Here is a 22282-nt window from a genome sequence, read left to right as displayed (position 1 = left end):
GGCGAGGTCAGGCGAGCTGCTCGACCGGCCGGCGCGCGCGGGACCAGTGTCGCAGGGCCAGGACGCCGAGCACGGAGATGACGGCGAGCCCCACCACGTAGAACACGGTGGACCAGGTCGACGCGTTGTCGGACGTGGCGGGCAGGAGCTGCCCGTACGCGAGCACGTAGTGCAGACCGCCGGTGACCTTGACGGCCAGCCACGCGGAGAGGAAGCCCATCGAGTCCCACAGGGCGTGCAGGCCGACGACGGTCAGGTAGGCGAGCAGCACGCCGCCGGTGAACCGGTACTTCCCGGCGGCCGAGGCGGCGCCGAAGATCGCGGCGCCCAGGATCGCCGTCCACAGCACGTGGCCGACGGGGGTGAGCAGGCCGCGCACGGCCTCCGTCTGGAGCAGCGAGTTCAGGTCGATCTGGCCGAGGCGGGTCAGGCTGGCGTTGAACGCGTAGCCGGCCGACTCGAACGCCGCGAACCCGGCGCCGACCACCGCGCCGAGCAGCGCGCCCTTGAGCCCTGTCTTCTCGGCGACGCGCGCCCCGACGACGAGGAACACGACCGCCTTGACGAGCTCTTCGATCGCGCCGACGCCCACATAGATCCACCACGACGGCGACAGGTGCGACTCGAGGATGGACGCGCCCAGCACGCCGAAGATGCCGCCGAAGAAGAACGCCGCCAGCAGCAGCATGATGTCGATCGACCCGTAGGCCCGCTCGACCACGAACAGCACCACCGTGAACGGCACCAGGAAGCTGCCGAGCAGGATCACCGTGGGGATGAGGTTCGAGTTCTGCGTGCCGAACGTGACCGCCGCCGTGATGACCCACAGCAGCACGCCGATGATGAGCGACTTCCACCACCAGCCCCGGCCTGTCGGCACGGGGACCGCCTGCGGCGCGGGGGTGGGGTGCATGGTCGTCCTCCAGACGGTTCGGCCGGGTGCCCGGCGTACGGCGGTGCGCGTGCTGGGCACGAGTATGCGGAGGTCAGCGCACGATGTCGCGTCGAAGCGGGCGTCGTGCCCGTCGTCGGTTTGGAACCCGCCGCGCACGTCAGGTACTGTGGGCGCGCTCGTTGATCCGGCAGCAGCCGGCCAGGAGCGCGCCGCCTTAGCTCAGTCGGTAGAGCGATTCACTCGTAATGAATAGGTCATCAGTTCGATTCTGATAGGCGGCTCCGACACAGAAGCCCTCGCTGACCTGGACCACAGTCCGGGGACGCGGGGGCTTCTTGCATCCCCGCCGGGTTGGAACGTATCCGTGGCGTGCCCTGCCCTGAAACCGTTCGGATCGCTACCCGTCCTGACGGGGAATCCGTTCGGCTGGGTGCGTTCGGCGCGTGACACACACGATCTCCCGTCGCAGCAGCACGGGCCCGTGAGGTGCGGTGACCTGGGGTTTTACGCGAGGCGGCCGCGCCCTCCGGGGGCGCGGCAGGGTCGGCGTGCAGATTCTGCAATCCAGGCAGAAACGCAGCGCTGAGGTGCTGGAGTGAATCCGAGCCCGCTCGCCGAGGAGGGGCGCAAAGCACAGGAGCGCCAGATGAGAATCACGTACTCCAAGACCCTGACCGCCAGCGTGGGCGCCGTGGCGCTGGTTGCGGTAGGTGGTGTGGCCACCGCCAGCGCCGCGCAGGACCCGGCCGAGGCCACGGCGAACCTCATCGACGAGGTCTCCCCCGACCAGGGCGCCCAGCTGGAGGTCAACCTCCCGAAGGAGATCACCACCCAGGACGCCGACGGGCCGCACGAGTTCACCGACACGTTCGGCGACGACATCACGCCAGTCCTGGCCGACGACGGGACCGTCGAGCTGCGTCAGACGGTCCAGGACGGCGTCGTGATCGCCATCGGGACGGTGGACAAGCCGTGGGCGGCGGACGCGAATGGCGCTGCCGTGCCCACGAACTACTCCGTCAGGGGCGGCGCCCGGGTCGGTCCGCGGGCAAAGTGCGTCAGGTGAGCAGTTCCAAGGCTGGTAGGTCCAGGTACCGGCGCGCCATCATCTCGGGCTTCGCGGTGGTCGTGGCGCTGTGCGCGGTCCAGTGGGACCCGCATGACGTCGTGGAGTCCATCCGCACCATGGTGGTCTACGCGGTGGGTGGAATCGTGGGAGTCGCGCTCGTCGTCAGCGTCATCTACATCTTCGATCGTCGCGCCGAAACACACGGATTCCGTCGCAGTACGCGCCTCTGAGTGCGCTGACCTGGGGTTTCATGCGAGTCGGCCGCGCCCTCTGGGCGCCCGGCCGGGTAGGCGTGCAGATTCTGCAATCCCGACACAGGTGGTCGTTCTGGGTGAGCTACCCGCTGCCCTGGGTTCCTGCACACGTGGTCACGGCCTGGTGCATCTGACCGCCCCGGGCGCGAGGAGGTCAGATCATGGCTAGGAACCCACATCGACTTTCGAAGACTGGCGTGAAGGTCCTCCCAGTCCTGACGTTCGGGCTCGGCCTTGCTGTGGCTGATCTTCCGGACCCGCTATGGACGATCCGAGGCACGGGCATGGCCTTGCTTGACGCTCTCGGGCTCGCGTTGATCTGGTCCCCGTTCGAGTGGTACTGGCGTCGTCACGAAAGGGAAGACGAGCACCAGAATCCGCGCTGAAGACTCAACTCTGCGACGACTGCGTGTCATTGATCGCTCGCCTCGGCGTAGTTTCCAGCTGCAGCCAGCGGCGGACGCTACTCCAGCGCGTCCATCGCGAGCAACGCAAAGAATGTCGGGGCGGTCGGAGGGAGTGCCCTGTCACGAACTCATCTCGACCAGGGCGGCGGACCGTTCCCACAGTTCTCGCGCGACCCGGACGTCCCCGACCTCTCGGCTGACCTTCGTCGCGACCTTGCGGGACTCGTAGTAGGCGCCGGGCAGGAAGTCGGTGCCGGGTGCTCCTTCGGAGAGCCAGACGAGCTGGTCGGCACCCTGGTCGGCGGTGATGGTGAAGAGCCGCTTGAGGGGCCCGTGGTAGAGGTACCGCATGGCGTGGGTGGTGTCGCTGGCGAAGCCGCTCGCCACGACACCGGGATGGAACGCGACGGCGCTGATGCCCTGGTCGCCGTACCGGCGCTGCAGCTCCTCGGTGAAGAGGATGTTGGCGAGCTTGCCGTTCCCGTAGGCCCGCAGCGGCGAGTAGCCGTGCGTGTTCTGGAGGTCGTCGAGGTCGAACCTAGCGAACCGCTTCGCCGCCACGCTCGCGGTCTGGACGACCGTCGCGCGGCTCGCGACGAGGGTCGGCACGAGCAGCGTGGTCAGCAGGAACGGTGCGAGATGGTTGACCTGGAAGGTCTTCTCGTACCCGTCGACCGTGAGGGCGCGGTCGCCCATCATCCCGCCGGCGTTGTTGGCCAGCACGTCGATCCTCGGATGGTCGGCGGAGAGCCGGGCGGCGAGCTCGCGGACCTGTGCCAGGTCCGCGAAGTCGGCCACGAGGTGCGGTGCGCCCAGCTCGTCCGCGACGGCCCTGGTCTTGGTCGCGTTCCGCCCGACGATCACGACCTCGTGGCCGTCGCGATGCAGCTGGCGCGCGGCAGCCGCGCCGATGCCGTCGCTGGCTCCCGTGATGACGATGGTCTTCCGCATGGGTGTTCTCCGTCAGCCCGTTCCGGGCAAGGTCGTCGGGGTCAGGCCAGGTCGTGCCGGGGCCGGTGTCGTGCCGGTGCCGGTGCCGGTGGGGAGCCTCAGCGGAGGCGGTGAACACCTCCACGGGAGTCGATGGCGAAGTGCCCCGACCGCCGCCAGTTCAGCGTCCGGTCGCTCGCGACGACCTCCCACGGCGTCCATCCGTCGTCGTCGCGCCGACGCACGACGGCACCCGACCTGAGGCCGGCCAGCGCGATCTCCGACAAGCCCATGACGCGGTCGGGCCTGAGGCCGTTCCTGAACTGCGACTTGCGGACGCCGGCCTCGCGCAGCCGCCGCACGGCCGCCGCCTTGTCGGGGGCGACCACACCGAGCTCGGCGCGCCAGCAGGCTGCTTCCGCGTCCTCGACCGCGAAGACGAAGATCTGGTCCATCGCCGGAGTCTGCCACGCGCAGGTGAGCGACCACGAGCGCCCCACTGTCCGGGACAGGAAGTGGGGCGCTCGCGCCTCGACTGGGTGTGATCGAGGTGACCGGCCCGGGTGGCGCTGGTCCGCGACGACGACGGCCCGGCCGCCGGTACTGGGGTGAGCCGCACCGGCTCGACCACGGTAGCGCCGCAGACGACGCTCGCCGGGCTGCGTGCAGATTCTGCACGGCGGGCCGCGCACCGAGCCTCGAAGTTGCCCATTGACAGCCCGCGGCGCCGGTCCCAGAATGGCGAAACTGCTTTCACAACGGTCGTGGAAGTCACTTCGGAAGTGGGGTCAAGGATGTCTGCCATCGACGTGAAGCTCGTCGCCCAGTGCCTGGCGAGCCTGCGCGACCTGGAGCGGGCGACCATCGCGGACCTCGCCGAGAGCACCGGGCTGTCGCGACCGACGGTCACCGCGGCGCTGGGCGAGCTGATGGAGTCCGGGCTGGCGGTCGAGCACGAGGCGCGGGTCGCGTCGGGCCGCCCGGCCCGCACGTTCTCGCCCGTGGCGGGCTCTCCGGTGGTCGTGGGCATCGACCTCACCCGCAGCGCGGTGCGTATCGTCGTCGCCGACCGCACCGGACGCGTGCTGGGTCGGCAGGACTCCGCGGTCGCCCCGCCCACCACCGCGCAGCCGTCGCTCGCCCCCGTCCGCGCCCTGCTGCAGCAGACCCTGGAACGGGCCGGCCACCGCCAGTCGAACGTCGCCGCCATCGGCGTCGCCATCGCCGGCCTGATCGACGAGGACGGCATCCTCGTCTCCGCCCCGCAGATCACCGAGTGGAACGGCCGCAACCTCGCCGCGATGCTCACCGAGTACTTCGGCGCGCCGGTCGTGGCGGACAACGACCTGTCCCTCGCGGCCGAGGCCGAGTCCCGCGGCGGCGCCCTCACCGACGCGGAGACCGGCGTGTACGCGCTCACCTGGCACCACGTGTCCGCGCGGGTCACGGCGGACGGCCACGTCGTGCGCGGGCGCCGGGGCCGCGCCGGGGAGGTCGGCCTGCTCCGCGCCTTCAGCGACGTGGAGGTGCCGGCCGGCCCCATCCTCGAGGCCGCGCCGAAAGTGGGCGCCGAGCTGCGCAAGCTCCGTGACGACCCGGCTGACCTGTCCGGCCTCACGGCGCTGGAGGGCCTGAGCGCCGCGATGGCGCCCGCGCTGGCCGCGCTGCTGCTCACCGTCGACCCCGACGTCATCGTCCTCGGCGGCGAGCTCGGCGAGTTCGCCGACCTCGTGGCCGGGCCGCTCGCCGACAACATCCGCACCGCCGTCACGGGCGTGCAGCCCGGCCCCCGGCTGATCCGCGGCGGCGAGCTCGGCGCGGACGCGACCGTCCTCGGCGCCCTCGGCCTGGCCTTCACCAAGCACTCCACCCGCATCTACGGGGTGCCGGACGTCCCGGCACCCGTCGTCACCATCGATCCGGAGAACGAACAGATGAGCACCGACAGCGTCGCCGAGACGACACCGTTCCGAGCCGCCGCGATCGGCATCGGCGCCCGCGCCGGCGTCGCGCTGCACGTGCAGGAGGCGGGCGGCAGCGTCGTCGCCGCCGTCGACCCCGACCCGCGCACCCACGCGCGGGCCGCGCGACTGTTCGGGGACGTGCCCGTGTTCGCCTCCGTCAAGGAGCTCATCGCCTCCGGCCTCGAGATCGACGGCGCGTTCGTCACCACCCCGGACTTCACGCACGCCGACGTCGCCGTCGAGCTGCTCGAGGCCGGCATCGCCACCTACATCGAGAAGCCCCTCGCCATCTCCATCGAGGACGCCGACCGCATCCTCGAGGCGGGGCACCGCACCGGCACCAAGGTCTACGTCGGCCACAACATGCGGCACATGCAGGTCGTGCGAATGCTGAAGGACATCGTCGACCGGGGCGAGATCGGCGAGGTCAAGGCGATCTGGTGCCGGCACTTCGTCGGCCACGGCGGCGACTACTACTTCAAGGACTGGCACGCCGAGCGCGACAAGGCCATGAGCCTGCTCCTGCAGAAGGGCGCGCACGACATCGACGTCATGCACTGGATCGCCGGGACCTCCACCCGGTCGGTCGTCGGCGTCGGCGACCTCGCCGTCTACGACAAGGTCGACTCGCGCCGCGACAACTCCGACCGGCGGATGGGCGACTGGTTCTCCATGCAGAACTGGCCGCCGCTGGCCCAGCAGGACCTCAACCCCGTCATCGACGTCGAGGACATCTCGATGATCATGATGCGCACCGACTCGGGCGTGCTGATGAGCTACCAGCAGTGCCACTTCACTCCGGACTACTGGCGCAACTACACGGTGATCGGCACCGAGGGCCGCATCGAGAACTTCGACGACGACGCCGGCGGCGAGATCCGGGTGTGGAACCAGCGCAGCGACTACCTCGAGAAGGGGCACGTGCGCTACCCGATCGAGGACGGCGGCGACGGCGGCCACGGCGGCGCCGACCCGCTCACGGTCGCCGAGTTCGTCGAGTTCGTGCGCCGCGGCACCCCCACCGACACGAGCCCGGTCGCGGCGCGGGACGCCGTCGCCGCGGGCGTCGGCGGCGCGCTGTCGATCCGCGCAGACTCCACGCCGTTCGAGATCCCCCAGCTCCCCGCCGAGCTGCTCGACTACTACGCGGCGCACCAGCCCGCCCGGCGCTGATGGGGCGGTACGCGCTGCGGCGCATCCTCATGATGGTCCCGACGCTCGTCGGGTCGACGTTCCTGGTCTACCTGCTGGTGTTCCTCATCCCGGGTGACCCGGTCACCCGGCTGGCCGGCGGCGAGAAGCGGCTCTCGGACTCGACGATCGCCGCCATCCGCGACCAGTACAACCTCGACGACCCGTTCTTCGTCCAGTACGCGAAGTACCTGTGGGGCGTGCTGCACGGCAACTTCGGGCACGACTTCAACGGCAACTCCGTGTCCGCCCTGATCGCGACGGCGCTGCCCTACACCCTGGTGCTCGCGCTGACCGCGTTCGTGCTCAAGCTCGTCATCGGTGTGTGCCTGGGCGTCTGGGCCGGGCTGCGGCAGGGGAAGCTGCCGGACAAGTTCAACCTGTTCTTCACGATCTTCTTCCTGGCGGTGCCCGGCTTCATCATCGCGTACTTCTCGCAGTACGTGTTCGGCATCAAGCTGCACTGGCTACCGATCTCCGGGGTGCAGGCCGGGTTCCCGCTCGCGTTCGTCATGCCCGCCCTGGTGCTCGCGCTGGAGACCGCGTCCCCGCTCGCGCGGCTGAGCCGTACGAGCCTCGTCGACACGATGCGGTCCGACTACATCGTCACGGCCACCGCGAAGGGGATCGGACCCCACCGGATCATGTGGGTGCACGCGCTGCGCAACGCCTTCATGCCGGTCGTGACCTACCTCGGGCTGAGCATGGCGGCCCTGCTGGGCGGGTCGGTGCTCATCGAGACGATCTTCAACCTGCCCGGCCTCGGCGGCACGCTCGCCCGCGCCATCGACACCCAGAACGGCCCGGTCGTCGTCGGCGTCTCCGTGTTCCTCCTGCTGTTCTACCTGGTCGCGGCCCTCGTCGTGGACCTGCTCTACCCGATCATCGACCCGAGGGTGCGTCATGTCTGACCCCACCATCGCGCCGCCCGCGGCAAGGACGCGCCAGGGCCGCCCGCGCAGCGGCCTGCGCACCCTGTGGAAGAGCCCCTGGTTCGACCTCGCGGCGCTCATCATCGTCGTCGTCGTGCTCATGGCGCTGTTCCCGTCGCTGTTCACGCAGCTCGACCCCCGCGACTGCGACCTGTCGCAGTCCCGCCTCGGCCCGGCGCCGGGACACCCCATGGGCTTCGACATCCAGGGCTGCGACTACTGGTCGAACGTCGTCCACGGCGCGCGCACCTCGCTCGAGGTCGGCGTCTACACCGCGGCGATCTCGTTCCTGATCGCGCTCGTCGCGGGGTCGCTCGCCGGCTACTTCGGCGGGGTCGTGGACACGGTCATCTCGTGGACGTCGAACGTGATCCTCGGCATCCCGGTCGGCATCGCCAGCCTGGTGATCCTGTACCAGTTCCGCTCGCGCACGGTGTGGACGATCGTCCTCGTCCTCGTGCTGTTCAGCTGGGCCGCGACCATGCGCTACATGCGCAGCTCGGTCATGCAGGTCAAGAACCTGGAGTTCATCCAGGCGGCCCGCGGCCTGGGCGTCGGTCCGTGGCGCATCCTCGGCTCCCACGTCATCCCCAACGCCGTCACGCCGCTGATCGTCATGACGACGCTGTCGGTCGGTGCGGGCATGGCCGCCGAGGCCGGGTTCTCCATCCTGGGCGTCGGGCTCAAGCTGCCCGCCTTCTCCTGGGGCATCCAGATCGCGCTCGCGAGCCAGGACGGCAACTGGCAGATCGCGCCGCTGCTGATGTTCTTCCCCGCGCTGATGCTCGGGCTCACCACGCTCGCCTTCGTCGTGCTCGGCGAGAGCCTGCGCGACGCCCTCGACCCGAAGGCCCGCCGATGACCCCGCTCCTCGACGTCCAGAACCTGTCCCTCGAGTTCCGCTCGCCGGGCAACCCGCCGGTCGCGGCGCTGCAGGACGTGAGCTTCACGCTCCACCGCGGCGAGACGCTCGCCGTCCTCGGCGAGTCCGGGTCCGGCAAGAGCATCACCGCCAAGGCGATCATGGGCATCCTGCCCAAGCCGGCGTCGCGCATCACCGGCGGCCGGATCATGTTCGACGGCGACGACCTGCTCACCCTCCCCGCGCCGCGCCTGCGCCGCGTGCAGGGCGCCCGCATCGCGATGGTGTTCCAGGACGCGCTGAGCGCCCTCAACCCCGTGCAGACCGTGGCCACCCAGATCGCCGAGCTCTACCGCGTGCACCGCGGGATGGGGAAGAAGCAGGCGCACGCCGCCGCCGTCGACATGATGCGCGCGGTGCGGATCCCCGACGCGGCGCACCGCGCCGACGACTACCCCTTCCAGTTCTCCGGCGGGATGCGCCAGCGCATCATGATCGCGATGGCGCTCGCGCTCGACCCCGACATCCTCATCGCGGACGAGCCGACGACCGCCCTCGACGCCACCGTGCAGGCGCAGATCCTGGACCTGCTCGGGGAGATCACCGAGCGGCGTCAGATGGCGCTGCTGATGATCACCCACGACCTCGGCGTCGCCGGACAGCTCGCCGACCGGGCGCTCGTCATGTACGCGGGACGGGTCGCCGAGTCCGGCCCCATCGACACCCTGTTCGACCACCCCGCGCACCCCTACACCCAGGGCTTGCTGGGTTCCATCCCGAGCGCCGCGCACCGCGGCGGCGACCTGCCGACGATCCAGGGGCTGCCGCCCGACATCGCCCGCCGGCCGCCCGGTTGCAGCTTCAACCCGCGCTGCGGGTACGCCACCGACCGGTGCCGCACCGCGCTGCCCGTCCTGGACGCCTTCACGCCGGACCGCGCCGCGGCCTGCCACCACAAGGAGGAGGTGATCGCCCGTGCCGTTGTTGGAGCTTGAGTCGGTGCGCCGCTTCTACAAGCAGAAGCACACGATGTTCTCGCGCGGGGCGCACGGGCAGGTCCGGGCCGTCGACGGCGTGGACTTCACGGTCGCCGAGGGCGAGACGGTCGGCCTGGTGGGCGAGTCCGGGTGCGGCAAGTCCACGCTCGCACGCATCATCTGCGGCCTGGAGGCACCCAGCGAGGGCACCGTCCGCTGGAACGGCGCCGACGTCGGTGCGATGTCGCACGCCGACCGCAAGACGCTGCTGCACCGCGAGGTGCAGATGGTGTTCCAGGACCCGCACGCCTCGCTGGACCCGCGCCGTTCGGTCGGGCAGTCGATCGCGGAGGGCGTCACGACGCACCGGCTGCTGCCCGCGTCGAAGGTCGACGCCCGGGTGGGCGAGCTCCTCACCCAGGTCGGCCTGAACCCCGAGCACGCGCACCGGTACCCGCACGAGTTCTCCGGCGGCCAGCTGCAGCGCATCGGCATCGCGCGGGCGCTCGCCGTCGAGCCGAAGCTGCTGGTGTGCGACGAGCCGGTCTCGGCCCTCGACATCTCGGTCCGCGCGCAGGTGCTCAACCTGCTGAACCGCCTCAAGCGGGAGCTCGGGCTGTCGATCATCTTCATCGCGCACGACCTCGACGTCGTCCAGCACATGTCCGACCGCATCGTGACGATGTACCTCGGCAAGGTCGTCGAGCAGGGGGACTGCGACGACGTCTACGGCGCCACCGCCCACCCGTACACGCGGGCCTTGCTCTCGGCGATCCCGCGCAAGCTCGCGCCGGGGGAGCACCTCGAGCGGGTGGTGCTCGAGGGCGACCCGCCGTCGCCGATCGACCCGCCGCCGGGCTGCCCGTTCCACACCCGCTGCTACGCGGCGGTCGAGCGGTGCGCCACCGACGTGCCCGACCTGCGGTCCGTCCCGGGCGGACGCCCGGCGCACCACGCCTCCTGCCACCTCGCCGAGCAGATCACGCGCTCCCGCGTCGGCATGGTCACCATGCTTCCCTCCTCCCTCACCCTGTCCGAAAGGAACCACTGATGAACCGTAGGAGCAGCCGCATCGCGGTCGGCATCGTCGCCGCCGCTGCGTGCGCCTCGATGCTGTCCGGCTGTCTCGGCGAACCCGCCGAGACCGCCGACGGGACGACGTCCATCGTCGCCGTGAACAACGGCGAGATCGGCCGCATCACCGGCGCCCAGAACCCCGGCAGCCAGATCGCGATGGCGCTCTGCGAGCCGCTGACCGGCATCGACGAGGACGGCAAGGTCTTCATGCGCGGCGCCGAGTCGCTCGAGAGCGACGACCAGGTCACCTGGACCGTCAAGGTGGCCGACGGCCACACCTTCTCGGACGGCACGCCGATCACGGCGAAGACGTACGTCGACACGTTCAACTTCGTCGGCGCCGGCGCCAACGCGATGCCCTCGAACTACGCCTACGGCCCGATCAAGGGCTACGACGAGCTGAACCCCGCGAAGGGCAAGGCGAAGGCGACCGAGTTCTCCGGCATCACGCTCGTGGACGACAGCACGTTCACGATCGAGATGAAGTCGCCCAACAACGACGTGCCGTACATCCTGTCGCAGCTGGCCTTCTGCCCGATGCCCGAGAGCGCGTTCGCCGACCCCGTCGCCTACGACAAGAAGCCGGTCGGCAACGGCGTCTACACGCTCGAGAAGCTCGACCCGCAGGTCGAGGCCGTGCTGAAGAAGGACCCGAAGTACCAGGGCTGGGTGCCCGACGGCGCGGCCGACCAGATCACCTTCCGCGTCTACACCGACACCAACACGGCCTACCAGGACGTCGTCGCCGGCAACGCCGACGTGCTGCGCAGCCTGCCGCCGGGGCTCATCGCGCAGGGGCGCAACTCGCTCGGCGAGGAGGGGCTCACCGCGATCGACCGCAACACGCTGGAGACCTACTTCACCTGGCCGACCTACCTCGACCACACGTTCCCGAAGGAGGTGCGCCAGGCGTTCTCGATGATCGTCGACCGCGAGACCATCTCGAAGGACCTGTTCAAGGACGCGACCGTCCCCGCCGGCTCCCTCATGCCGAACTCGGTGTCCGCCTACCGCGAGGACGCCTGCGGCCAGTACTGCATCTACGACCCGGAGGCCGCCAAGGCGCTCGTCAAGGAGTCGGGCTTCACGGGGACCATCCCGCTGAGCTACTCCTCGGAGAACACCACCGACGCCGCGACGGCCCTCGCCGTGTCCAACTCCGCCAAGGAGATCGGGCTCACCGTCGAGCCGAAGCCGGTGCCCGCGGCCGCCCTGTCCGAGACGATCAACTCGTACAAGCTCGACGGGCCCGTCATCCAGCTGTGGGGCTCGTCGTTCCCCGCGGCGTCCGAGTGGATCGCGTCGGTCTACGTCGACGCGAACTACCGCCTGAAGTACAGCGACCCCGTGGGCCAGGCCGCCGTCGACGCCGCGCTCGCCGCGCCGACCCAGGACGCCGCGGACGTCCTGTGGAAGAAGGCGGAGGACCGCATCCTCGCCGACCAGGTCATCCAGCCGCTCTACCAGCAGGTGATGTACGTCGCGCACACGAAGTGCGCGACCCCGCACGCCGCGGGCGGCGACATGCAGATCTACCGCACCGAGGTCACCTGCTCCTGAGCGGGCGACCGCCGAAGGGCCGGACAGGGTTCCCGTCCGGCCCTTCGGTCGCGCTCAGCGCGCGCGGCGCGGGCCGGCGAGCTTGTCGAGGACGACGAGGTAGCGGCACGGCGCGCCCGACGCGTTGACGAAGGTGCAGTCGGCGGGAGGCCCCAGCTGGAGGCAGTCGCCCGCGCCCAGCTCGTGCACCGTGCCGCCCTCGACGAACCGCAGCGCGCCGTCCAGCACCCAGATCTGCTGGTCGGCGAAGCGGTAGGCCTCGGCGGGGTAGGCGACCTCCGCGCCGGGCGGGAGCTCGACCTCGACGAGCTCGAGCGAGGCGCTCGCCGGAGGGGAGACCGCGCGGCGCACGTAGCCGGTCTCGCCGTCCGTCCAGACGGGCTGCTCGGCGCGGCGCGCCAGGCGGCGGGTGTCGCCCTCGGCACGGGCGACGAGCTCCGAGAGCGTCATGCCCAGCGCAGCCGAGAGGCGCCCGAGCAGCGCGGCGGTGGGCTGCGCCTCGGCGCGCTCGACGCGGGAGATCATCGCCCGCGAGACGCCGGAGGCCTCCGCGAGCGCCGCGACGGTCAGCCCGCGGGCGACACGGGCGGACTGCACGGTGCCGGCGAGCGCGGCGCCGAGGTCGTGGTCGGCCGTCATACGGACCCGCCGGATACGATAAGAAGCACGGCGTCTACTATATGCGCATGATCCTCCGCGACGCGCGCGACTCCGACCTCGACGGCATCCTGACCATCCACAACGCCGCCATCCGCTCGTCGACGGCGATCTGGACGGACGACGAGGTGCCGCGCGACGAGCGCGCAGCCTGGTTCGCGGCGCAGCGCGCCGCCGGCAACCCGGTCCTCGTGGCGGACCACGACGGCGCCGTGGCCGGGTATGCCACCTACGCCCAGTGGCGCGCCAAGGCCGGGTACCGGCACACCGTCGAGGACTCGGTCTACGTCGCGGACGGGTTCCAGGGCCGCGGCCTGGGCCGGGCGCTCATGACCGAGCTCGTCGCCCGGGCGCGGGCCGCGGGCCACCACGTGATGCTCGCCGACATCGAGGCGGGCAACGCCGCCTCGGTCCGGCTGCACGAGTCGCTCGGGTTCACCCACGTGGGGCGCCTGCCGGAGATCGGCACCAAGTTCGGACGGTGGCTCGACCTGGCCGTCCTCGCCCTGCCGTTGCAGGGCGGTGGGAAGGTGGACCCATGGCGAGCAACGAGGTGAAGTTCCAGATCGACGTGCCCTCCGACCTGGAGGGCGGGGTCCCGGCGGACTTCGCGTCTCTGTGGCACACGTCGACGTCGTTCGTCATCGACTTCGTGGCGGCGACGAAGCCGCCGCAGCCGGTGACCGACCCGGAGACGGGCGCGGTCACCGGCCGGGTGGTGCCCGGGCGGGTGGTGTCGCGGGTGCGCATCCCGCCGCAGCAGGTGTTCGAGCTCGCGCGGGCGCTCACCCAGCAGCTCGACGCCTGGGAGCGGGAGACGGGCAAGAAGACCGACGGGGGAGCGTGACCCCCACCGGCCGGCCCGTCAGAGCGCGCGCTCGGGCCGGGCGAGGATGCCCGGCACGAGCCGCGCGCTGAGCGCGGCAGCCCCGCGCACCGCGAGGAAGCCGAGCGCGAACACGGCCAGCGCGGTGACCACGGCGACCGGCTGGATGAACACCGCCATCCCGACCAGCGGGAAGATCAGCACGGCCGCGCACAGCGCCGAACCGCCCGCCACCATCCACAGGGCCGACATCACGGCGCGGCGGGACGCCTCGCTCATCACCGAGCGCGGCACGCCGAGCCGGTCGAGCGACACGTGCACCGCGGCCCGGTCGAGCGTCGCGGCGGCCTGGTTGATGGCCACCGAGCAGGCCACCATGAGGAACGACCCGGCCACGGTGACGAGCACGCCCGTCGAGATGTCGTGCATGAGCCAGCGCGCGTCGTCGTCCATCTCGACCGTCGTCCCTTGGTTCGCGAGCGCCAGGCCGACCGCGCCGAACACGCCGACGAAGCTCGTCATGGCGACCCCGCTGACCTGACGCCACGCCGCCTTCGGGTCCTCCAGGATCATGCGCGCGGCGAGCAGGCGCGGCACCGTGGCCGCCTTGCGCGCCTGCCGGCGGGCGCGCACCCGCACGAACCAGGGGCCCAGGGCGTCGAGGGCCAGCAGCATGCCGCCGAAGATCGCGGCGAGGGTGCCGACGATGGCGACGATGCCGCCCAGCTCCCCGAGCGTGCCCAGCACCTGCATGAGGGCGAGACCGCCGAGGAGCACGCCCACCGCGATCACGACGCGCACCCAGTGCGCGGTGCCCGGGCGCTGCCGGGTGCGGACGCCGAGCGGCGTCACGACGACGGCCCGCAGGCCGACGACGGCGCTCCCGGCGGCCAGCAGCGCGACGGCGAGCACGGCGAGCGGCAGCCACCACCACGGCACCCACATCTGCGACCCGAGCGCCTCGCCACGGAAGTGCAGCAGGCCCACCAGCGGCGCGGTGACCGCGTAGACGACGACGCCGAGCACGGCACCCACCAGGGCCGTCACGGCCGCCTCGAGCACGGTGAGCACGGTGATGGTGCCGGTGGTGGCACCCAGCAGCCGCAGCGACGCGAGGCGCTCGTCGCGGCGTCGGGCCGCCAGGCGCGCGGCGGACGCCCCGACGGTGGCCAGCGGCACGAGGAGCAGCACGACGGCGATGACGGCGAGCGTCGCGTACGTCGAGGCGAGCTCGTCGTGCCAGCCGAAGAACGCCTGCGCGCCGCCCAGCACGATGAGCAGCAGGGCGGTGACGACGGCGAAGCTCACCACGGGCAGCGCGGTCGCGAGGCGGTCGCCGTCGCGGCGGCGCGCGAACAGGGGCGCGAGGTGGACCGCCGTGGTGAACGGGCCTGCCGCGCGGGCACCGGGGACGGCGGGGGCGGCGGTCATCGGGCGACCTCGGTGGCGTCCGCCGGGGCGGCGGCAGGGGAGCCCGTGTCCGAGACGACGCGCCCGTCGCGCAGCACGACGGTGCGGGCGCAGCGGCGCGCGACGTCGGCGTCGTGCGTGACGACGACGAGGGTGCGGCCGGCCTGCGTGGCCGAGAGCAGCAGGTCGAGGACCTCGACCGACGTGGCCGAGTCGAGCGCCCCGGTGGGCTCGTCCGCGAAGATGAGGCGGGCGCCGGTGACCTGGGCGCGCGCGATCGCGACGCGCTGCGCCTGCCCGCCGGACAGCTCGCCCAGCCGTCGCTGCTCCAGCCCGGCCAGACCCAGGTACTGGAGCCACTGCGCGGCCTCCGCCTCGGCCTGGCCGCGCGGCACCCCGCCCAGCATGCGGGCCACGGCCACGTTCTCCAGCGCCGTCAGCTCGTCGAGCAGCAGCCCCTGCTGGAAGACGAACCCGAGCTCTTCGCGCCGCAGCCGGGAGCGGCCCGCGTCGTCGAGCGACTCGACCCGCACCGGGCCGCCGGCGGACGCGAACGTCACCGAGCCGCCCGTCGGCCGCAGGATGCCGGCGAGGCAGTGCAGCAGCGTCGTCTTCCCGGAGCCGGAGGCGCCCATGATGGCGACCGACTCGCCCGCGGCGATGTCGAGGTCCACCGCGTCGAGGGCGGGCGTGACCCCGCCGGGGTACTGCATCGTCAGGCCGCGCGCGCTCAGCAGAGGTGTCATGTCACCACCCTCGCGCCCAGCCGCGGCCCGGCGCGTCGGACCAGGAGCGGATCCGCGGTCGTCGCGGGTCCCCCTGCGGTATGACATGCGCTCAGGGTGCCCCGCGGTCAGGTGTCACGAGCCGCCCGCGCGGCGGTCGCGAGGTCCGCGACCAGGGCGGCGAAGGCCTCGTCCCAGCCGGACCGGTCCCGCAGGCGCAGCAGCGCCGACGGGTGGGTGGTCACGACGACGGCCGCACCGTCCTCCGGCGCGTCCAGGACACGACCGCGCAGCTCGCCGACCCGGGCCGGCCGGCCCAGCACCGCGCGGGCCGCCGTCGAGCCGAGGGCGACGACGACGCGCGGGCGGACGGCGGCCAGCTCCGCCTCGAGCCACGGCAGGCAGGCGCGCACGTGCGCGACGGCCGGGGTCTTGTGCAGCCGGCGCCGGCCGCGCTCGGGCAGCTCGACGTGCCGGAAGTGCTTGACCGCGTTGGTCAGGTAGACGGTGCCCACGTCGATCCCGGCGGCCTCGAGCGCGTCCTCGAGGACCCGGCCGGCGGGTCCGACGAACGGCTCGCCCTCCCGGTCCTCGCGGTCGCCGGGCTGCTCGCCCACCAGCACGAGCGCCGCGTCGGGCGGGCCGGACGAGAACACGACCTGGGTGGCGTCGTGCCACAGCTCGCACCCCCGGCACTCCCGCGCCGCGCGGGCGAGGCGGCCGACGTCGGGCGTGTCGCCGGGCACCCAGCGCCCGGCGCCGGGACGGTCGGTGGGGCGGGCCACGGGTTCCTCCGGGGGTCGACGGCGGCGGCACCGCCAGGATCGCGCCCGCGCCCGGTGCTCGCCCCTCGCCGCCCACGGCCGGCGCGGGTGCCCCCCGACCTGAAATAGGCTCGGCGGCATGGCTTGGAGCTTCGGTCGTCGTCGGCCCACCACGTACCTGCTGGGCGAGCCGGTCGACCCGTACCCCGCTCAGGCGCCCGAGGCCGCGCGCGGCCGGGTGCTGCGGATCACCGAGATCGGGGAGCCCGTGCTGCACGCCCCGGCCGCGACGGTGGAGGAGTTCTCGACGCCGGAGCTCGCGCGCCTGATCGACGACATGTTCGCCACGATGGAGAACGCCGAGGGCGTGGGCCTCGCAGCCCCGCAGGTCGGCGTCGGGCTGCGCCTGTTCGTCTACGACGTCACCGACGAGCGCGGCGACCGGCACGTGGGGCACGTCGTGAACCCGGTGCTCGAGGTCGACACCGAGGCGGAGCCCGAGACCGAGGACGAAGGGTGCCTGTCCGTGCCGGGCGCGTACGAGCCGCTGGAGCGGCCGGGTGCTGCGACCGTGCGGGGCGTCGACCAGCACGGCGGGCCGGTGCAGCTCTCCGGCAGCGGGTTCCTGGCCCGGGCGTTCATCCACGAGGCGCAGCACCTGGACGGCACCCTGTACTGGGACCACCTGTCGCCCGACCTGCAGGCCGACGCGCTGCGCCAGCGCGACGAGGAACGGCCCGACATCCTCGCCGGCCGCCACGAGCTCGCCGTCGAGCTGGGCAAGAAGCCGGCCGACTACCCCGAGCGGCCCGCCGGCGGACGCTGAGCCGCCGGGGAGCGCGTCAGAGGGCGCTCGCCCAGTCCGCGACCGCGGCCGCGACGTCGGCGTCCTTGCCGCGCAGGTCGTGCGCGCCGGGCAGGACGACCGTCGTGACGGGCCCGGGGATCGTCGCGGCGTGCTCGGCCAGCTCTGCGGGGGTGCCGAACGGGTCGCGGTCGCCCGAGACGAGCAGCACCGGCACCTCGAGCTGCGGCAGGTGCTCGACGCGCAGCTTCTCCGGCTTGCCCGGCGGGTGCAGGGGATAGCTGAGGAGCACCAGACCCGCGGCGGGCAGCCCCTCGGCCACCGCCATCGAGCACATCCGCCCGCCGTACGACCGCCCGCCCAGCAGCAGCCGGTCCGTGCCCACGCCGAGCGCGGCGGCGAACCGCTCCGCCTCCGCGCGCAGGTGCGCGACCGCCACCGGCGGCCGGTCGGGCATCCGCTTGCCCGCCAGCCGGTAGGGGAAGTCGACCCGCTCGACCGGCAGCGGCGGGTCCAGCTCTGCGAGCCGCTCCTCCACCGCGACGAGCGTGTGGTGGTCGCGGCTCGCGCCCGCGCCGGGAGTCAGGATCAGGCCGCGCGGCGGCGTCGACCGGGGCGTCGTCGTCTCTGGCACGAGACCAGTGTCCCCCGCCCCGCTGCGTCCTGCGGCGAGGTAGCACGAGCCCTGCCGAGGTAGTGCGCAACGCGGCGAGGTAGTGCGCAGCGCGGCGAGGTAGCAGGGGGCGTGCCGAGGTAGTGCGCACCGCGGCGAGGTAGCAGGGGGCGTGCCGAGGTAGTTCCACAACGGGCGAGGTAGTGGGCCCTCTTCCGAAATCTGTCCGGCGGGGGAGGTTGCCGTCCTGCTGCGCGGAGGGTTTCACCCCCTTCGTCCCGGAGGGACTACCTCACCGGGGGTTGACCTACCTCGCGGTGGGTTGAACTACCTCGCGGTGGGTTGAACTACCTCACCGGGGGTTGAACTACCTCGCGGTGGGGTGGCCTACCTCGGCTGCCCCGGAGGCGCCTCGCCGACGAGCGGCTTCGGGACGACGACGGCGGGTGTCCGCGGTCCCGGCTAGCGTCCGGGGGGTGAGCGAGATCGAGGCGGGCGGCATCGGACCGGGCGACGTCGAGCCGGGCAGCACGGTCCGGGGGGAGGACTGGTACGGCAGGGACCTGTCAGGGCTGGTGCTCCAGGACGTCGAGCTGGTGGAGGTGGACCTCACCGAGGCGACCGCCACCGGCGCGACGTTCGACCGGTGCACGTTCCGGGGGGTGCGGTTCAACGCGTCGGTGTGGACGGAGTGCGCGTTCACGGGCTGCACGTTCGGCCGGGCGAACCTGTTCGACGCGCGGTTCGAGCGGTGCAAGCTCGTCGGCTCGCGGTTCGACGACTGCCGGTTCGACCTGCTGCGCGCGGAGCGCGGCGACTGGTCGTTCGTCTCGCTGCGACGGGCGGCGCTCGACGGCGTGCACCTCGAGGGCCTGCGGATGCGGGAGGCCGACCTCGACGGCGCGCGCCTGTCCGGCGCCTCCGTGCTGGGCGTCGACCTGTCGGGAGCGGAGCTGGGCGACGTCGACCTGAGCGGCGCCGTCCTGCGCGGCAGCGACCTGTCGGCGCTGGACCCGCGGTCGGCACGGCTGTCCGGTGCCGTGGTCGACCCGGCTCAGGCGGTCGTCGTCGCCGAGGCGCTCGGGCTCGTCGTCACGCCCTGACCGTCGGCCGGCCCGTCGTCCCGACGTGGTCCTCGTCACACTGTCGCCACCTTCCCCCAGGTCATCGCGCCGATCTCGCCCTCGAAGGTCCAGACGTCTCCGCAACAGTCCGTTTACATCGTTTACATTCTCTGTGGAGCAGCGCCCGCTGAGCCGACGCCGGACCAGTGCAGGACACCGGAGGATGAGACAGCCAATGACGGACCAGGTCACGGTCAACCCGATCGTGCTGCAGCGCGCCGACCCGTGCGTGCTCCGGCACGAGGGCACCTATTACTTCACGGGATCCCATCCGCAGTACGACCGCATCGTGCTCCGCCGGGCCGAGCGGCTGGAAGACCTGCAGGCGGCCGACGAGGTCACCATCTGGGAACGGCACGCCGACGGCCCGCAGTCCCACCTCATCTGGGCGCCCGAGATCCACCGCGTCGACGGCGCGTGGTACGTCTACTACGCCGCCGCCCCCGACGAGTCCGTCACCGTCGACGTGCCGGGCACCGACGACACCTTCAACCATCGCGTCTTCGTCCTGGAGAACACCGCCGACGACCCGTTCGAGGGGGCGTGGGTGGAGCGCGGCCAGGTCGACACCGGCTGGGAGTCGTTCGCGCTGGACGCCACGAGCTTCACCCTCGACGACGCGCAGTACCTCGTGTGGGCGCAGCAGCACCCGGACGTCAAGGGCCACTCCAACCTCTACATCGCCCGCATGGCGAACCCGTGGACCCTCGCGACGCCCGCCGTCGAGCTCACGCGCCCCGAGTACGACTGGGAGACGAGCGGCTTCTGGGTCAACGAGGGCCCGTCCGTCCTCGTGCGCGACGGCCGCGTCTTCCTCACGTACTCCGGTGCCGCCACCGGCATCGACTACGCGATGGGCCTGCTCACCGCCGACGCGGGCGCCGACCTCCTCGACCCGGCGTCGTGGACCAAGAGCGCCGACCCTGTTTTCGTGAGCGACCCGGCCGCCGGCCAGTACGGACCGGGCCACAACTCGTTCACCCAGACGCCCGACGGCGACGCCGTGCTCGTCTACCACGCCCGCACCTACACCGAGATCACCGGCGACCCGCTGCGGGACCCGAACCGGCACGCCCGCGCGCAGGTGCTGCCCTTCGACGCCGACGGGAACCCCGTGTGGGGCACGCCCGTCCCCGACACCCGCCCGGTCCCCACCTCCACCGAGATCCTTCCCGCCGACGGAGCATTCTGATGAGCACCACCACCACTGCCACCACCCCGGACGACGGCGTCGCCAAGCCCCGCGCCCGCGACTCGCTGCGCAAGCCCGCGTTCTGGAACTTCGGCGGCCTGTTCTTCTTCTACTTCGCCATCTGGCAGCTCGCGTTCACGTTCCTCAGCCGCTGGCTGGAGACCGAGGCCGGGATGTCGCACGGCAACATCGGCCTCCTCAACTCGGTGATGGCGTTCACGGCCTTCTGCCTCCAGCCGTTCTACGGCTTCATCCAGGACAAGCTGGGCTTCCGCAAGAACCTCTTCGCGTTCGTCGTGCTGGTCGGCGCCATGATGGGGCCCTTCTTCGCGTTCGTCTTCACCCCGATCGTCAACGCGAACCAGGTGCTCGGCGCCGTCGTCGGCGGTGTGTTCCTGTCCCTGACCCTCAACGCCGGCGTCGGGATCGTCGAGACGTTCAACGAGCGCAACGCGCGCGCCAACGGCTTCGAGTACGGGCACGTGCGCCTCTTCGGCTCGGTCGCGGGCGCCACCGCCTCGCTCGTGGGCGGGTTCATCTGGGCGTCCAACCCGGACAACATCTGGTGGGCCGGTACCTTCTCCGCGATCGTGCTCGGGGTGCTGCTCCTCGTGGCACGCACGCCGAAGCCCGGGGAGCCCGGGTACGCGGCCGTGAGCGGCGACGCGACCGGCGAGTCCCGCACGAAGGTGTCGCTCAGCACGGTCAAGGAGCTGCTCCGGAACCGTTCGTTCGTCGGCTTCATGGTCCTGATGTTCGGCACGGCGGCCCTCTACGACGTCTTCGACCAGCAGTTCCCGAACTACTTCGCGCAGTTCGTGACCGGCGGCATCGACTCGCAGGTGCTGTTCTCGCGCGTCGTCTTCGTGCAGATCCTCGCCGAGGCGCTCGTCATGATCGTGACGCCGTTCCTCATCAACCGCATCGGGGCCAAGAACGGCCTGCTGCTCTTCGGGCTCGTCCTCGTGGTCCGCGTCCTGGGCTCCGCGTTCTTCACCTCGACGGAGATGCTCATCGTCTGGCGCCTGCTCGCGGCCATCGAGATGCCGCTGATGCTCATCTCGGTGATGAAGTACCTGACGCGCATGTTCGACGTCCGGATCTCCGCCACCGCTTACATGCTCGGTTTCAACATGGCGAAGCAGATCGGCATCGTCATCTTCTCCTGGGCGTTCGGCGCGGCGTACGACGCGATCGGTTTCGGTCACTCGTACCTCGTGATGGGCGCCGTCGTGGTCGTCGTGACCGTCGTGGCCAGCGTCCTCATGCGCGACGACCGGCGTCATGCGCTGTCGGACGGCGCCTCGCCCGCGCTTCTCGCCGAGGCCCGCTGACGCAATCGCGCCGACGCGCGCGGCACCCGGGAGGGAGATCGGGTCCGGCAGGGCCCGATCTCCGTCGGCGGAATCGGCGTACCAGTGCCAGGGTGGGCCCATGACCGCACCGCTCGTCGTCCGCGCCCTGGCGCTGGGCCTCGCCGCGGGGTCCCGCGCGACGCTCGGTGTCGCTGCCCCGCTGCTCGGCCCGGCCCCCGCCCACCGGGCGCCCACCCACGGTCTGCGCCGCCCCGCCGGGGCGCTGCGCCTCGTCGGCGGGCTCGCCGTCGCCGGGGAGATCGTGGGCGACAAGCTGCCCGCCACGCCCAGCCGGCTCGACCCGCCGGGACCGAACGTCCGAGCCGGGAGCGGGGCCGCAGGCGGGCTGCTGCTCGCCGTCCGCCACCACGCGACCGCCGGGTCCACGATCGCGGCCGGTCTGGCGGGAGCCGCGGGAGGCGTCGTCGGGACGGGCGCGGGTGCCGCCTGGCGAGCGGCCTTCGCGAAGCGCGGCTGGCCCGACCTGCCCGCGGCGCTCGCGGAGGATGTCGTCGCCCTCACGCTCGCCGCGTGGGCCACGCGCTCCTGACCCGCGCGGTCCCCACCCACGCCGTCCCCACCCGCCGTCGAGTGCCGAACAGGTGGTTGCGCACGTTCTGAACGCTCAGAACGTGCGTTACCACCAGTTGGGGACGACGGCGCGCCGCGCGGACGCGCTGTGGCGCAGTCGTT

At 71.9% G+C, this 22282-nt stretch carries 23 protein-coding genes and 1 tRNA gene; 16 read left to right on the top strand and 8 right to left on the bottom strand.

Annotated features, from left to right (window positions below; all coding sequences use genetic code 11):
* Window positions 1-7: 7 nt before the first annotated feature.
* A complete protein-coding gene (locus tag ACFT55_RS01065) occupies window positions 8-913 on the bottom strand; it encodes a PrsW family intramembrane metalloprotease (RefSeq protein ID WP_380240578.1) in 906 nt (301 codons plus the stop codon).
* A 190-nt stretch (window positions 914-1103) separates the two neighbouring features.
* On the opposite strand from ACFT55_RS01065, the gene ACFT55_RS01060 reads away from it, so the two are divergent.
* The 3 genes from ACFT55_RS01060 to ACFT55_RS01050 all read left to right on the top strand — a co-directional run bounded on the left by ACFT55_RS01060 (window position 1104) and on the right by ACFT55_RS01050 (window position 2194).
* Window positions 1104-1176, top strand: a tRNA-Thr gene (locus ACFT55_RS01060).
* Between the two features lie 365 nt (window positions 1177-1541).
* Complete coding sequence (locus ACFT55_RS01055; RefSeq protein WP_380240576.1) at window positions 1542-1961, top strand: hypothetical protein; 420 nt, start codon at window positions 1542-1544, stop codon at window positions 1959-1961.
* A complete protein-coding gene (locus ACFT55_RS01050; protein ID WP_380240574.1) occupies window positions 1958-2194 on the top strand; it encodes a hypothetical protein in 237 nt (78 codons plus the stop codon). The genes ACFT55_RS01055 and ACFT55_RS01050 overlap by 4 nt, the downstream gene beginning before the upstream one ends.
* A gap of 551 nt (window positions 2195-2745) precedes the next feature.
* Here ACFT55_RS01050 and ACFT55_RS01045 read toward each other — a convergent pair.
* Together ACFT55_RS01045 and ACFT55_RS01040 are read right to left on the bottom strand one after the other, a co-directional pair.
* Window positions 2746-3576, bottom strand: a complete 831-nt coding sequence (locus tag ACFT55_RS01045; RefSeq protein ID WP_380240572.1) for an SDR family NAD(P)-dependent oxidoreductase — start codon at window positions 3574-3576, stop codon at window positions 2746-2748.
* A 98-nt stretch (window positions 3577-3674) separates the two neighbouring features.
* Window positions 3675-4010 (bottom strand): hypothetical protein, encoded by a 336-nt coding sequence (locus ACFT55_RS01040; RefSeq protein ID WP_380240570.1) that lies wholly within the window; start codon window positions 4008-4010, stop codon window positions 3675-3677.
* A 339-nt stretch (window positions 4011-4349) separates the two neighbouring features.
* Between ACFT55_RS01040 and ACFT55_RS01035 the strand changes: the two genes are divergently transcribed.
* From ACFT55_RS01035 to ACFT55_RS01010, 6 genes are read left to right on the top strand one after another with little or no spacing between them, the layout of a single operon-like run.
* Window positions 4350-6692: an ROK family protein gene (locus tag ACFT55_RS01035; protein ID WP_380240568.1), complete on the top strand. Its 2343-nt coding sequence runs from the start codon at window positions 4350-4352 to the stop codon at window positions 6690-6692.
* Window positions 6692-7621, top strand: coding sequence for an ABC transporter permease (locus ACFT55_RS01030; protein WP_380240566.1), 930 nt, complete (start codon window positions 6692-6694; stop codon window positions 7619-7621). The genes ACFT55_RS01035 and ACFT55_RS01030 overlap by 1 nt, the downstream gene beginning before the upstream one ends.
* Window positions 7614-8504, top strand: coding sequence for an ABC transporter permease (locus ACFT55_RS01025; RefSeq protein ID WP_380240564.1), 891 nt, complete (start codon window positions 7614-7616; stop codon window positions 8502-8504). The genes ACFT55_RS01030 and ACFT55_RS01025 overlap by 8 nt, the downstream gene beginning before the upstream one ends.
* Window positions 8501-9499 carry an ABC transporter ATP-binding protein gene (locus ACFT55_RS01020; protein ID WP_380240562.1) on the top strand — a complete coding sequence of 333 codons (999 nt, stop codon included), beginning with the start codon at window positions 8501-8503 and terminating at the stop codon, window positions 9497-9499. The genes ACFT55_RS01025 and ACFT55_RS01020 overlap by 4 nt, the downstream gene beginning before the upstream one ends.
* A complete protein-coding gene (locus tag ACFT55_RS01015) occupies window positions 9480-10532 on the top strand; it encodes an ABC transporter ATP-binding protein (protein WP_380240559.1) in 1053 nt (350 codons plus the stop codon). The genes ACFT55_RS01020 and ACFT55_RS01015 overlap by 20 nt, the downstream gene beginning before the upstream one ends.
* Complete coding sequence (locus tag ACFT55_RS01010) at window positions 10532-12118, top strand: ABC transporter substrate-binding protein (protein WP_380240557.1); 1587 nt, start codon at window positions 10532-10534, stop codon at window positions 12116-12118. Before ACFT55_RS01015 ends, ACFT55_RS01010 begins: the two co-directional genes overlap by 1 nt.
* 54 nt (window positions 12119-12172) lie before the next feature.
* On the opposite strand, the gene ACFT55_RS01005 is transcribed toward ACFT55_RS01010, so the two are convergent.
* Window positions 12173-12757: a helix-turn-helix domain-containing protein gene (locus ACFT55_RS01005; RefSeq protein WP_380240555.1), complete on the bottom strand. Its 585-nt coding sequence runs from the start codon at window positions 12755-12757 to the stop codon at window positions 12173-12175.
* A gap of 47 nt (window positions 12758-12804) precedes the next feature.
* Here ACFT55_RS01005 and ACFT55_RS01000 point away from each other — a divergent pair, with 47 nt between their 5' ends.
* A complete protein-coding gene (locus tag ACFT55_RS01000; protein ID WP_380240554.1) occupies window positions 12805-13332 on the top strand; it encodes a GNAT family N-acetyltransferase in 528 nt (175 codons plus the stop codon).
* Entirely contained in the window at window positions 13314-13622 is a 309-nt protein-coding gene (locus ACFT55_RS00995) for a DUF3467 domain-containing protein (protein ID WP_380240552.1), read from the top strand. Before ACFT55_RS01000 ends, ACFT55_RS00995 begins: the two co-directional genes overlap by 19 nt.
* An 18-nt stretch (window positions 13623-13640) precedes the next feature.
* Here ACFT55_RS00995 and ACFT55_RS00990 read toward each other — a convergent pair whose 3' ends face one another.
* The 3 genes from ACFT55_RS00990 to ACFT55_RS00980 form a co-directional block, all read right to left on the bottom strand.
* Window positions 13641-15032, bottom strand: coding sequence for an FtsX-like permease family protein (locus ACFT55_RS00990; protein WP_380240550.1), 1392 nt, complete (start codon window positions 15030-15032; stop codon window positions 13641-13643).
* Complete coding sequence (locus ACFT55_RS00985; protein WP_380240548.1) at window positions 15029-15757, bottom strand: ABC transporter ATP-binding protein; 729 nt, start codon at window positions 15755-15757, stop codon at window positions 15029-15031. The genes ACFT55_RS00990 and ACFT55_RS00985 overlap by 4 nt, the downstream gene beginning before the upstream one ends.
* A gap of 107 nt (window positions 15758-15864) precedes the next feature.
* Entirely contained in the window at window positions 15865-16521 is a 657-nt protein-coding gene (locus ACFT55_RS00980; RefSeq protein ID WP_380240546.1) for a UdgX family uracil-DNA binding protein, read from the bottom strand.
* Between the two features lie 118 nt (window positions 16522-16639).
* Here ACFT55_RS00980 and def point away from each other — a divergent pair, with 118 nt between their 5' ends.
* Complete coding sequence (gene def / locus ACFT55_RS00975) at window positions 16640-17326, top strand: peptide deformylase (protein ID WP_380240544.1); 687 nt, start codon at window positions 16640-16642, stop codon at window positions 17324-17326.
* 16 nt (window positions 17327-17342) lie between these two features.
* Here the strand turns inward: def and ACFT55_RS00970 are convergent, their stop codons facing one another.
* Window positions 17343-17939, bottom strand: a complete 597-nt coding sequence (locus tag ACFT55_RS00970) for an alpha/beta family hydrolase (protein WP_380240542.1) — start codon at window positions 17937-17939, stop codon at window positions 17343-17345.
* 455 nt (window positions 17940-18394) lie between these two features.
* Here ACFT55_RS00970 and ACFT55_RS00965 point away from each other — a divergent pair, with 455 nt between their 5' ends.
* From ACFT55_RS00965 to ACFT55_RS00950, 4 genes are all read left to right on the top strand, one after another.
* Window positions 18395-19021 (top strand): pentapeptide repeat-containing protein, encoded by a 627-nt coding sequence (locus ACFT55_RS00965; RefSeq protein ID WP_380240540.1) that lies wholly within the window; start codon window positions 18395-18397, stop codon window positions 19019-19021.
* Between the two features lie 196 nt (window positions 19022-19217).
* A complete protein-coding gene (locus ACFT55_RS00960) occupies window positions 19218-20234 on the top strand; it encodes a family 43 glycosylhydrolase (protein ID WP_380240538.1) in 1017 nt (338 codons plus the stop codon).
* Window positions 20234-21568, top strand: a complete 1335-nt coding sequence (locus tag ACFT55_RS00955; protein WP_380240536.1) for an oligosaccharide MFS transporter — start codon at window positions 20234-20236, stop codon at window positions 21566-21568. Before ACFT55_RS00960 ends, ACFT55_RS00955 begins: the two co-directional genes overlap by 1 nt.
* A 100-nt stretch (window positions 21569-21668) precedes the next feature.
* Window positions 21669-22139, top strand: coding sequence for a hypothetical protein (locus ACFT55_RS00950; RefSeq protein ID WP_380240533.1), 471 nt, complete (start codon window positions 21669-21671; stop codon window positions 22137-22139).
* The last annotated feature ends 143 nt before the right edge of the window (window positions 22140-22282 follow it).

Source organism: Isoptericola sp. NPDC057191, from assembly GCF_042670225.1.
GTDB lineage: Bacteria > Actinomycetota > Actinomycetes > Actinomycetales > Cellulomonadaceae > Isoptericola.
This window is presented reverse-complemented; position numbering and strand designations above follow the sequence as displayed.

Excerpts from the sequence above, each read along its gene's own strand:
- ACFT55_RS01065 (WP_380240578.1), bottom strand. The coding sequence starts at position 913 with ATGCACCCCACCCCCGCGCCGCAGGCGGTCCCCGTGCCGACAGGCCGG.
- ACFT55_RS01055 (WP_380240576.1), top strand. The coding sequence starts at position 1,542 with ATGAGAATCACGTACTCCAAGACCCTGACCGCCAGCGTGGGCGCCGTG.
- ACFT55_RS01045 (WP_380240572.1), bottom strand. The coding sequence starts at position 3,576 with ATGCGGAAGACCATCGTCATCACGGGAGCCAGCGACGGCATCGGCGCG.
- ACFT55_RS01040 (WP_380240570.1), bottom strand. The coding sequence starts at position 4,010 with ATGGACCAGATCTTCGTCTTCGCGGTCGAGGACGCGGAAGCAGCCTGC.
- ACFT55_RS01035 (WP_380240568.1), top strand. The coding sequence starts at position 4,350 with ATGTCTGCCATCGACGTGAAGCTCGTCGCCCAGTGCCTGGCGAGCCTG.
- ACFT55_RS01030 (WP_380240566.1), top strand. The coding sequence starts at position 6,692 with ATGGGGCGGTACGCGCTGCGGCGCATCCTCATGATGGTCCCGACGCTC.
- ACFT55_RS01025 (WP_380240564.1), top strand. The coding sequence starts at position 7,614 with ATGTCTGACCCCACCATCGCGCCGCCCGCGGCAAGGACGCGCCAGGGC.
- ACFT55_RS01020 (WP_380240562.1), top strand. The coding sequence starts at position 8,501 with ATGACCCCGCTCCTCGACGTCCAGAACCTGTCCCTCGAGTTCCGCTCG.
- ACFT55_RS01010 (WP_380240557.1), top strand. The coding sequence starts at position 10,532 with ATGAACCGTAGGAGCAGCCGCATCGCGGTCGGCATCGTCGCCGCCGCT.
- ACFT55_RS01005 (WP_380240555.1), bottom strand. The coding sequence starts at position 12,757 with ATGACGGCCGACCACGACCTCGGCGCCGCGCTCGCCGGCACCGTGCAG.
- ACFT55_RS01000 (WP_380240554.1), top strand. The coding sequence starts at position 12,805 with ATGATCCTCCGCGACGCGCGCGACTCCGACCTCGACGGCATCCTGACC.
- ACFT55_RS00995 (WP_380240552.1), top strand. The coding sequence starts at position 13,314 with ATGGCGAGCAACGAGGTGAAGTTCCAGATCGACGTGCCCTCCGACCTG.
- ACFT55_RS00990 (WP_380240550.1), bottom strand. The coding sequence starts at position 15,032 with ATGACCGCCGCCCCCGCCGTCCCCGGTGCCCGCGCGGCAGGCCCGTTC.
- ACFT55_RS00985 (WP_380240548.1), bottom strand. The coding sequence starts at position 15,757 with ATGACACCTCTGCTGAGCGCGCGCGGCCTGACGATGCAGTACCCCGGC.
- def (WP_380240544.1), top strand. The coding sequence starts at position 16,640 with ATGGCTTGGAGCTTCGGTCGTCGTCGGCCCACCACGTACCTGCTGGGC.
- ACFT55_RS00960 (WP_380240538.1), top strand. The coding sequence starts at position 19,218 with ATGACGGACCAGGTCACGGTCAACCCGATCGTGCTGCAGCGCGCCGAC.
- ACFT55_RS00955 (WP_380240536.1), top strand. The coding sequence starts at position 20,234 with ATGAGCACCACCACCACTGCCACCACCCCGGACGACGGCGTCGCCAAG.
- ACFT55_RS00950 (WP_380240533.1), top strand. The coding sequence starts at position 21,669 with ATGACCGCACCGCTCGTCGTCCGCGCCCTGGCGCTGGGCCTCGCCGCG.